Genomic DNA, 9141 nt, shown 5'->3' with positions numbered 1-9141 from the left:
GAGCCGAGCCAGCGGCCGCGCGACGACGAGTCGCCGGCGGCCGCCGGCGCCCAGGAGTCCCACGCCGGCCGGTACGTCGCCGCCGGGGTCGCGGCACTGGTCGCCCTCGTCGCGCTCCTGCCCACCGTCGTACGCCGCCGGCGCCGCCGGACGCGACTGCGCCGTGCCTCGCCGGAGGACCTGTGGGCCGAGCTGCGCGACACCTCCGTCGACCTGGGCATGGTGTGGCCGGAGGGCGCGTCGATCCGCTCCCAGGCGGCGACCGTGCACGTGAGCGAGGACGCCGATCGCGCGCTCGGGCGGCTCGTCGGCGTGATGGAGGAGGCCCGCTACTCGCCTCGCGAGGTGGAGGCGGGAGCGAGCGGTCGCGGCGACGACCTCCGGGCGGTGACGCGGGCGCTGCACGAGGCGGCCGGGCCGCGGGCCAAGCGATGGGCGCGGGTCTTCCCGCGCTCGCTCATCCGCTGACGCGGACGCCTCGTCTGACGTGGCTGCTCCGGCGCCGGCCGGGAGCGGCGCTCACCAGCCGTCGCGGCGACGGCTCTCCCAGCGCTGCTCCATGCGCTGCATGAAGGTGCCCGACTTCTTCGGGCGCTTGGGACGCCCGGAGGAGCGCCCGCCGTCGAAGACGGTGAACCCGTGGCTGGCATGGGGCTGCTGCGCCGCCTCGGCGAGCGGCTGGCGGGCCTTGATCGCGGCGAGCCCGAAGGTCGCCGAGCCGAGCATGACGACGAAGCCGAGGACGCTCACGACGGGGAGCTGGGTGATGACGCCGGTCATCAAGAGTGCCACGCCGACGATGAACGCGGCGCCGGCGAGGATCGCGCGACGCTGGGCGGCGCGGCGGAGGTTGGTGCCGCGCAGGGTGGAGGCGAACTTCGGGTCCTCCTGGAGGAGCGCGCGCTCCATCTGCTCGAGCAGTCGGAGCTCCTCGTCGGAGAGTGGCACCGGTTCCTCCCAGAGTTCAGCGGTGGATGCCGCTCAGTCTAGACAGCCGCCGCGAAACTCGGTAGGGCGACCACCGAAATTGGCGCCCGTGGGCGTCAACGGGTCGCGAGCAGGTGCAGCTGCGCGGCGAGCGGGAGGAACTCGGCCCGCCCCGCCACCGCCCGCTCGAGGTCGGCGAGCGCGGCGACCGAGCCCGGCTCCACGTCGAGGATGGCGCCGGGAACGAGGTCGGTGAAGACCCGGTTGCCGTGGACCACGTCGACCGCGAAGGCGGCGTCGGTGAGCAGCCGGGTGGCCTCGGCGGCGGTGAAACGCCGCCCCGTGCGGCCCAGCGGCTCGGTGGCGTCGAGCAGGGTCAGGGCCTCGGCGAAGTGGCCGGCGACCGCCCGGGCCAGCACGGCGGCGTTGCGCTGCGCGACGAGCAGGCTCAGCCGACCGCCCGGGCGCAGCACGCCGTGCAGGGCGGCCAGGGCGGCCGGCGGGTCGGGCACGACCTCGAGGACGCCGTGGCAGAGCACCACGTCGACGCTGTCGGGGGCGACGTCGAGGCTGGTCAGGTCGCCCTGGTGGGCGGAGACGGCGACGCCGAGCTCGCGCGCCCTGCGGTCGAGCGCGGCGAGCGCGTCGGGGCTGGGGTCGACGACGCTCACCCGGTGGCCGAGGCCGGCCACCCGGACGGCGAACCCGCCGGTGCCGCCGCCGATGTCGAGGACGTCGAGCGGGTCCCCCGCGAGGAGCGGCTCGAGGGCCTCCCAGACCACCGTGGACCGGACGGAGCCGCGACTCGCTGACATGACGACCACCCTAGGGCGTGGCCCTGCCGCCGGCCGAAGCGCGTCCGGGGGCGTCCGCGCCCGGTCGTCAGACCGCGTCGCGGACGGGGGCCGCCACCGGGACGTGGACGGTCAGGCCCAGCCCCTCCTCGACCGCCGCCAGGAACCGGTCGGCCGCCGCGATCAGGTCCTCGGCCTCGGCGGCGGTCACCGCCTTGGCCGAGCCGGCCTCGGCGGCCGCCCGCTTGGCCGCGCCCGCCGAGAAGAACGCCGCCCAGCCGGCCATCTCGGGCGAGGTCGATGACAGCAGGACCCAGGCGTTGCGCTTGCGCCGGTTGACCGGGCCGGGTGCGGCACGCGCCGCGAGCCAGGCCGCCGCCGCCCGGAGCGCGGCCACGTGGGCGTTCACGTAGCGCGACGGCGGGTCGGCGCTCCCGACCGCCTCCGCGAGGGACATCGCGGAGCGCTCGAGGTAGACGTGGGTGGTGGCGGGGAGGAAGGCCGAGGTGCTCATGACTCCAGTGAAGCCGCGACCACCGACATTTCCGCGCGCTCCGGAGCGCTCCGGGGCGCTCCCCGCGCCTCCGCTGCCGCCTACTCCAGCGGATCCTCGATCCGCTCGTGGATGTAGGCCGTGGTCGCCGGGTGCCACAGGGGCACCATCAACGCCACGAACATCGCCATCAGCACGACGGCGCACACCGAGAAGAGCCCGGGCTGGCCGACGCGGAATCCCGCGAACGCCGCCACACCGGTGAAGAAGAGCAGCACCGTGATCGCCATCCGCGCCCACTCGAAGCCGTTGCGGAGGAAGAGGGCCAGCACGCCGACGAGACTGGCGAGCACGACGTACTCGGTGATCCCCACCGGGACGAAGCGCGGCGGCGTCACCGAGCCGTTCTTGACGGCGTCGAGCCCGCGGGTCTCGAGCACCTCCCGCACCGCGCTGTTGCCCTGCGCCCAGACCCGGATGAGGTCGTCCTGGCGCACCACCACGAGCACCACGGTCGCGGCGCCGACCAGGATCATCCCGACGATGATCCGCAGCGCCAGCACCAGCGTCCACGGCGGCGCGTCGGGATCGACGTCGGCGGCACCGGCGGAGGTCGCGGGCGGATCGGGCTGGTTCAGCATGGCGGGTCAACCATAGTCCGACGACGCTGAGCGACACTGAGCGCATGGACACCCTCGCGCTGACGTTCTCGACCGGATGGGCGAGCGGCGTCAACGCCTACCTGGTGGTGCTGGTGCTCGGCGTCGCCGACCGGCTCGGGGACCTCAGCCAGGTCCCGGACGCGCTCGGCACCTGGCCGGTCCTCGCGGCGGCCGGCGGGCTCTACGCGATGGAGTTCGTGGCGGACAAGATCCCGTACGTCGACTCCACCTGGGACGCGATCTCGACCGCCATCCGGCCGACCGTCGGCGCCGTCGTGGGCGTGCTGCTCGCGGGCGACGCCGACTCCCTCGACCAGGCGGTCGGCGGGGTGACGGGCGGGGTCACCGGCCTGCTGGCGCATCTCTCCAAGTCGGGCGGCAGGCTGGCCCTCAACACCTCGCCGGAGCCGGTGACCACGATCGCGGCCAGTCTCGGGGAGGACGTCGCCGTGCTCGGCGTCGTGGCGCTCGCGATCCGGCATCCGCACCTGGCCGCGGCCATCGCCGGACTGCTGCTGATCGCCGGGCTGGTGACCGCCTGTCTCGCCGCCCGCCTGATCCGGCGGGGCTGGCGGCGCTGGAAGGCACGGCCGGGCGTGGAGCCGCTCTTCTCCTGGCAGCGCCCCCGCTGAGCCCGTCACCCCGACCACTAGTGTTCGGCCCGTGGCACGGGCGGTGGTGATCGGCGGCGGCTTCGGCGGTCTCGCCGCCGCGGCCCGGCTGGCCAAGCAGCGCCACGAGGTCACGGTGGTCTCCCCCGAGCTCGGCGGCGCGCTCACGCCCTTCGAGCACGAGGACTCCCCCGGCTTCTCGTGGGACGTCGTCTCGCACACCCTCCTGCCCGCGGTCGCGCGCGACCTCTTCCGCAAGTCCGGGCGGCCGCTGGAGCGAGAGCTGGAGCTCGAGCCGGTCCCGGTCGTGCGCGAGCACCGCTGGCGCGACGACGCCGTCCGCCGGGTCAGCGGCGGGTCGCGCGCGGTCCAGCTCGAGGAGCTCGGCCAGGCCTGGGTCGACCACGTCGAGGGCTACGCCGACGTGTGGGAGCTGACCCGGCAGCACCTCTTCGAGGCGCGTACGACGTCCCCGCCCCGCGACGTGACGCGACTGCTCCGCTCCCGCGAGATGCTCGCGTCCCGGCTGCGCGGCGACTTCCGCGACAGGCGACTGCGCGACGTCGCCGCCTGGCCGTTCGAGCTCGCCGGACACCATCCGCGCGACGTCCCGGCCTGGGCGGGCCTGACCGCCTATCTCGAGCAGCGCTTCGGAGCCTGGCGGCCGGTGGGCGGGATGGCGGCGCTGCGCGACGCGCTCGTCGAGCGACTCGGCACCCGCTCGGCGAGCGTCGTGACCGGGACGGCGAGCGACGTCATCGTCGAGGGCGGCCGGGCCGTCGGCGTACGGACCTCGGAGGGGGACCTCGACGCGGACGCCGTCGTGGTCGCGATCGACCCGCGGTCGCTGCCGGCCCTGGAGCCGCTCACCACCGCGACGATGCCGGTCCTGCCGCCGACCGTGGTGCACCTGGGGCTGGTCGGCGACCTGCCGGTGATCGAGCACGACGTCGTCCTGCACGGCGATCCCCAGCTGGTGATCCGGCCCGGCGGCCGTGCGCCCGACGGCGCGGTGGCGTGGACGGTGCTGGTGCGCGGGCGGCTGATGGAGGACGTCGACATCGCGCTGCGCCGCCACGGCGTCCGTGTGCTGCCCGACCAGGTCGTCGCCCGCCACCACCGCTCGCCGGCCCGGCTGGTCACCGACTGGCACGGCTCGCCCGGCGGGGTGGCCTGGCGCGGTCGGGCCTCGACGTACCAGCGGGTCGGGCCGCGCACGCCGGTCCCGAACGTCTACGCGTGCGGCGCCGCCTCCGTCAGCGGCGACGGCCTGCCCTTCGTCGGCCTCTCGGCGGCCCTGGTGGCCACCGCCCTCGCCGAGTAGGGCCTCCCCGCGCCGTGAATGGGGCCTTGCCTCGGTCGGGTCAGGCCGGCGCGGGGATGTTCAGCTGCTCGAAGATCTCGAGGGTCGCCTTGGAGCGGTTGAGCGTGTAGAAGTGCAGGCCGGGCGCGCCACCGGCGAGTAGCTCCTCGCAGAGCTCGGCGGCCAGGGCGATCCCCTCGGCGCGTACGGCGGCGGCGTCCCCCGCCGAGCCGATCCGCTGCGCCACCTCCTCGGGCACGGAGGTGCCGATGAGCTCGCCCTGGCGCCGGATGGCGTTGAGGTTCAGGATCGGCATGATGCCCGGCAGGATCGGGATGTCCACGCCGCGGTCGCGGACCCGCTCGACCAGGCCGAAGTAGTCCGAGGCACGGAAGAACATCTGGGTGACGGCGAAGGTCGCACCCGCGCGGGCCTTGGCCACGAGGACGTCGGCGTCCGCCTCGATCGAGGAGGCGCTCGGGTGGCCCTCCGGGAAGGCCGCGACGCCGATGTCGAAGCCGCCCCGGGCGGCGATCCGCTCGACCAGCTCCCGGGCGTAGGTGAAGCCGCCCTCGGTCGGGCTCCACTCGGCGCGCGGGCCCTCGGCCGGGTCTCCGCGCAGCGCCATGATGTTGGCGACCCCGGCGGCGGCGTACTGGTCCAGGAGGAGATCGATCTCCCCGGTGGTCAGCCCGACGCAGGTGACGTGCGCCATCGGCACCATCGAGGTCTCGCGGGCGATGCGCTCGGTCACACGGACCGTGCCGTGCTCCCCCACCCCGGTGCGGGTCACCGAGACGAACGTCGGGCGGTAGGGCTCCAGCGCCTCGATCGCCTGCCAGAGCTGGTCCTCGCCCGCCTCGTCCTTGGGCGGGAAGAACTCGAACGAGAACGACTTGCCGCCCTCACGGATCAGCTGGCCGATGGGGGTCGTGCTGTCCTGCGGCATGGCCACATCCTAGGGTCGACACGTGACCGGCTGGGATGCGAGCGCGTTTCGTGGACGGGTGCAGCGGGAGCTCGACGCCTTCCTCGACCGGCAGGCGCCCCTCCTCGAGCCGCTCGGCCCCGACGCCACCCGGCTGCTGGACCAGGCCCGGGTGAGCATGACCGGCGGCAAGCGGTTCCGGGCGGCGTTCTGCCAGTGGGGCTTCCGCGCGGTCGCCGCGACGTCCGGGGAGACGGGCGAGCCGGCGCTGGACCGCGCGTGCGCCGCCCTCGAGCTGCTGCATGCCTCGGCGCTGGTCCACGACGACTACATGGACGGCTCCGACACCCGGCGCGGCAACCCCGCGACGCACGTCCACTTCGCCCGCGAGCACGTCTCCGCCGGGTGGAGCGGCCCGCCGGCGGCGTACGGCGGCGCGGGGGCGATCCTGCTCGGCGACCTGCTCCTCGCCTGGGCCGACGAGCTGCTGCGGGGCTCGGGCTTCGCGTGGGAGGTGCTGGGGCCCGCGATGGCGATCTTCGACGTCTGCCGGACCGAGGTGATCGCCGGGCAGTTCCTCGACGTCTCGGTGCAGGCGCGGGGGCGGGCCGACGTGGCGACGGCGATGACGGTGCTGCGCTACAAGTCGGCGAAGTACTCCGTCGAGCGGCCGCTGCACCTCGGCGCCGCGCTCGCCGGAGCGGCCCCGGCGCAGCTGGAGGCGCTGACCGCGTTCGGGCTGCCGCTGGGCGAGGCGTTCCAGCTGCGCGACGACGTGCTGGGGGTGTTCGGCGACCCGTCGGTCACCGGGAAGCCGGCCGGCGACGACCTCGTCGAGGGCAAGCGGACGGTGCTGGTGGCGGAGACGCTCGGGCGGGCCTCGGACGAGGACGCGGCACGGCTCGACGCCTCACTGGGCGGCCCGCTCACGGAGGCCGAGGTCGGGGCCCTGCGCTCGATCATCACGACCTCGGGCGCCCTCGACGCGGTCGAGGCACGCATCGCCGCCCTCACCGCCACCGCGCTCGACGCGCTGCGGAGCTCGGGCCTCGACGCCCGCGCGGTCGCGGTGCTCGCGTCACTCGCCGACGCCGCCACCCAGCGCGCTCTCTGAGCCGTCGCCCGGCAGGAGGACCGTGAGGGCGGCCTCCTCGGCGCGGGTGGCGAAGACGTCGAGGATCGCCGCGAAGCCGGCCGGGTCGGCGGCGGCGAGCGCCGGCCAGCCGTCCCACACGAGCAGCGTCGGCTCGTCGAGGTCTCGCAGGGCGTCGTAGAGGGCGTCGAGGTTGAGGCCGAAGTCGTCGCCGGCTCCGACCACGCGCGCGAACAGCGCGAGGAAGGCCTGCTTGGTGACCACGTCGTGGCCGTCGAGGAGGAACGCCGTGACGTCGTCGAGCCGGGCCGCCTCGGCCAGTGCCTCGGCGTCGTCCTCCTCCACCCGGTGGACCCCGGGCTGCCACTCCCCCGCGGTCATCGGCGGATCCTCGCGAAGCTCTCGTAGTGGTCGGCGGTCCAGTAGAGCTCGCCGCCCTCGCCCGTGATGATCCGTCGCGCCCCGCGCGTGGTCGCGCCGGGGGTGTCGACGGTGTACTCGTGGTAGTAGCCCCGTGACCGCTTCGGCAGCACGCCCTCGAAGTTGCCGAAGACGGAGCCGTCCTTGCCCGGATACGGATGAGGCCCGCCGCCGTCGATGTCGTCGAGCACGTCGAGCGCCTCGTCGGGCAGGTCGGAGAGGTCGACCCAGGGCAGCCCGGACGCGTCCGCCGACGGCGAGGGGCTCGCCGACGTACGCGCGGAGGCACCCGACGTGCCGGCGCCGTCGCCGCCCGCCTGCCCCCAGAGCCACAGGGCGCCGACGAGGACGATCAGGACGACCCCGCCGACGTTGCGGAGGGCCCGGCCGCTCACGCGCGAGGGCCCTGGGTCGGCAACACGGCCTAGAGGGCCATGGCCTGGGCGCGGCGCTTGGCCTCCGAGCCGCGGTTCTCGCGCAGCGCGTCGATCGGCCGCCCGGGCAGGTCGGCGTCGAGGAAGAGCCAGGCGATGGCCTCGCGGTCGTCGTACCCGCCGTCGTGGAGGACCGTCAGGATGCCGGGCAGCCCCTTGACGATCTCGCCGCCGTCGAGGAAGAGGGCGGGGATCCTCTGACCGCCGCCCTTGACGCCGAGGGTCGGCACGGCCTGGGCGAGCTGGTGCTCGCGGACGAGCGTGCGGACCTTGCCGACGGTGACGCCGAGGGCCTCGGCGGCCTCGCTCCAGTCGAGCCATTCCGCCACGAGGGCGGCCAGGTCCTGGTCCGCGAGGCGCGGCGCGGCATCACTCTCAGTCATGCGGCCGATCGTACGATGGACCGCATGCAGCAGGTCGACGCGCGCCGTGAGAGCGCCTCGGACCCCCTGCTCGGCCGCATCCTCGAGGGCCGCTACCTGCTGACGGCGCGGATCGCGCGCGGAGGGATGGCGGGCGTCTACGAGGCCCACGACCGGCGGCTCGACCGCATCGTCGCGGTCAAGGTGATGCACACCGGGATGGGCGACGACAAGGCGTACGCCGCGCGGTTCGTCCGCGAGGCGCGCGCCGCGGCACGCCTCGACCACCCCAACGTGGTGCAGGTCTTCGACCAGGGCGACGACGAGGGCACGCTCTTCCTCGTCATGGAGCTGGTCCGCGGCAGCACGCTGCGCGACCGGATGGTCCTCGGCAAGCCGGTGCCGCCCGGCCGCGCGGTCGCCGTGATGGAGCCGGTCCTCAAGGCGCTGGCCGCGGCCCACCGCGCCGGCCTGGTGCACCGCGACGTCAAGCCCGAGAACGTCCTCATCACCCCGGAGACCTCCTCGGAGCCGAGCCGGATCAAGGTCGCGGACTTCGGTCTCGCCCGCGCGGTGACCGCCGAGACCCAGCACACCTCGACCGGCGTCCTCATCGGCACGGTGTCCTACATCGCCCCCGAGATCGTCACCGACGGCCGCGCCGACCAGCGGTCGGACGTCTACTCGGCGGGAGTCATGCTCTACGAGCTGCTCACCGGGCGGAAGCCGCACGAGGGCGAGTCCCCGATCCAGGTCGCCTACAAGCACGTCCACTCCGATGTCCCGCGTGCCTCCGACTCCGTGGTCGAGGGCCTTCCGGCGTACGTCGACGCGCTGGTCGCCCGGGCCACGGCCCGCGACCCCGACCTTCGCCCGGCCGATGCGGGCGTGATGCTGCGCCAGCTCCAGCGGGTCTCCCAGGCTCTCGCCCATGGCGTGCGCGAGGACGTCGACCTGACGGCGGACCTGGCCCTGCCGGCCCGGCCGCTGCACGAGCCGACGACCTCCGACGACCTCACCCCGCCGGGCGCCGACCCGGAGGCCACCGCCGTGCGACGGCGTACGGCGGAGGTGAGGTCGTCGGAGGTCGTCGGCTCGTGCAGCGGCCGGGCCG

General features: G+C 74.8%; 12 protein-coding genes and 1 pseudogene. 5 read left to right on the top strand and 8 right to left on the bottom strand.

Annotation, left to right across the window (positions count from 1 at the left end; all coding sequences use genetic code 11):
- Nucleotides 1-468 (top strand): annotated as a pseudogene (locus tag QM572_RS07580) (hypothetical protein); the annotation flags it as partial.
- Nucleotides 469-519: 51 nt separating this feature from the next.
- Here QM572_RS07580 and QM572_RS07575 read toward each other — a convergent pair.
- From QM572_RS07575 to QM572_RS07560, 4 genes are all read right to left on the bottom strand, one after another.
- Nucleotides 520-948 (bottom strand): DUF3040 domain-containing protein, encoded by a 429-nt coding sequence (locus QM572_RS07575; protein ID WP_415091672.1) that lies wholly within the window; start codon nucleotides 946-948, stop codon nucleotides 520-522.
- Nucleotides 949-1043: 95 nt separating this feature from the next.
- Nucleotides 1044-1742 carry a class I SAM-dependent methyltransferase gene (locus tag QM572_RS07570; protein ID WP_415091670.1) on the bottom strand — a complete coding sequence of 233 codons (699 nt, stop codon included), beginning with the start codon at nucleotides 1740-1742 and terminating at the stop codon, nucleotides 1044-1046.
- 67 nt (nucleotides 1743-1809) lie between these two features.
- Nucleotides 1810-2235, bottom strand: coding sequence for an SAV_6107 family HEPN domain-containing protein (locus tag QM572_RS07565; protein WP_415091668.1), 426 nt, complete (start codon nucleotides 2233-2235; stop codon nucleotides 1810-1812).
- Nucleotides 2236-2315: 80 nt separating this feature from the next.
- The gene (locus tag QM572_RS07560) at nucleotides 2316-2855 is read right to left on the bottom strand and encodes a hypothetical protein (protein WP_415091666.1); all 540 of its coding nucleotides are present in this window, start codon (nucleotides 2853-2855) and stop codon (nucleotides 2316-2318) included.
- Nucleotides 2856-2899: 44 nt separating this feature from the next.
- Here QM572_RS07560 and QM572_RS07555 point away from each other — a divergent pair, with 44 nt between their 5' ends.
- Together QM572_RS07555 and QM572_RS07550 are read left to right on the top strand one after the other, a co-directional pair.
- Nucleotides 2900-3508: a DUF4126 domain-containing protein gene (locus QM572_RS07555; protein WP_415091664.1), complete on the top strand. Its 609-nt coding sequence runs from the start codon at nucleotides 2900-2902 to the stop codon at nucleotides 3506-3508.
- A gap of 31 nt (nucleotides 3509-3539) precedes the next feature.
- Entirely contained in the window at nucleotides 3540-4811 is a 1272-nt protein-coding gene (locus tag QM572_RS07550) for a phytoene desaturase family protein (RefSeq protein WP_415091662.1), read from the top strand.
- A 40-nt stretch (nucleotides 4812-4851) separates the two neighbouring features.
- Here QM572_RS07550 and metF read toward each other — a convergent pair whose 3' ends face one another.
- On the bottom strand, nucleotides 4852-5739 hold the full coding sequence (metF, locus tag QM572_RS07545; RefSeq protein ID WP_415091660.1) for a methylenetetrahydrofolate reductase [NAD(P)H]: 888 nt from the start codon (nucleotides 5737-5739) through the stop codon (nucleotides 4852-4854).
- A 22-nt stretch (nucleotides 5740-5761) separates the two neighbouring features.
- On the opposite strand from metF, the gene QM572_RS07540 reads away from it, so the two are divergent.
- Nucleotides 5762-6832 (top strand): polyprenyl synthetase family protein, encoded by a 1071-nt coding sequence (locus QM572_RS07540; protein WP_415091658.1) that lies wholly within the window; start codon nucleotides 5762-5764, stop codon nucleotides 6830-6832.
- On the opposite strand, the gene QM572_RS07535 is transcribed toward QM572_RS07540, so the two are convergent.
- The 3 genes from QM572_RS07535 to QM572_RS07525 are packed head-to-tail and all read right to left on the bottom strand — an operon-like array spanning nucleotide 6797 to nucleotide 8048.
- Entirely contained in the window at nucleotides 6797-7192 is a 396-nt protein-coding gene (locus tag QM572_RS07535) for a barstar family protein (protein WP_415091656.1), read from the bottom strand. The genes QM572_RS07540 and QM572_RS07535 overlap by 36 nt on opposite strands.
- Nucleotides 7189-7626 carry a ribonuclease domain-containing protein gene (locus QM572_RS07530; RefSeq protein ID WP_415091654.1) on the bottom strand — a complete coding sequence of 146 codons (438 nt, stop codon included), beginning with the start codon at nucleotides 7624-7626 and terminating at the stop codon, nucleotides 7189-7191. The genes QM572_RS07535 and QM572_RS07530 overlap by 4 nt, the downstream gene beginning before the upstream one ends.
- 29 nt (nucleotides 7627-7655) lie before the next feature.
- Nucleotides 7656-8048 (bottom strand): Rv2175c family DNA-binding protein, encoded by a 393-nt coding sequence (locus tag QM572_RS07525; protein ID WP_415091652.1) that lies wholly within the window; start codon nucleotides 8046-8048, stop codon nucleotides 7656-7658.
- Between the two features lie 24 nt (nucleotides 8049-8072).
- Here QM572_RS07525 and QM572_RS07520 point away from each other — a divergent pair.
- Nucleotides 8073-9141 (top strand): protein kinase domain-containing protein (locus QM572_RS07520; protein ID WP_415091650.1); only part of this gene is annotated, 1069 nt, incomplete at its 3' end.

This window comes from Nocardioides sp. (assembly GCF_047607365.1).
Classification (GTDB): domain Bacteria; phylum Actinomycetota; class Actinomycetes; order Propionibacteriales; family Nocardioidaceae; genus Nocardioides.
Note: the sequence above shows the minus strand (reverse complement) of the source record. Positions and strands in the feature narration are given on the sequence as shown.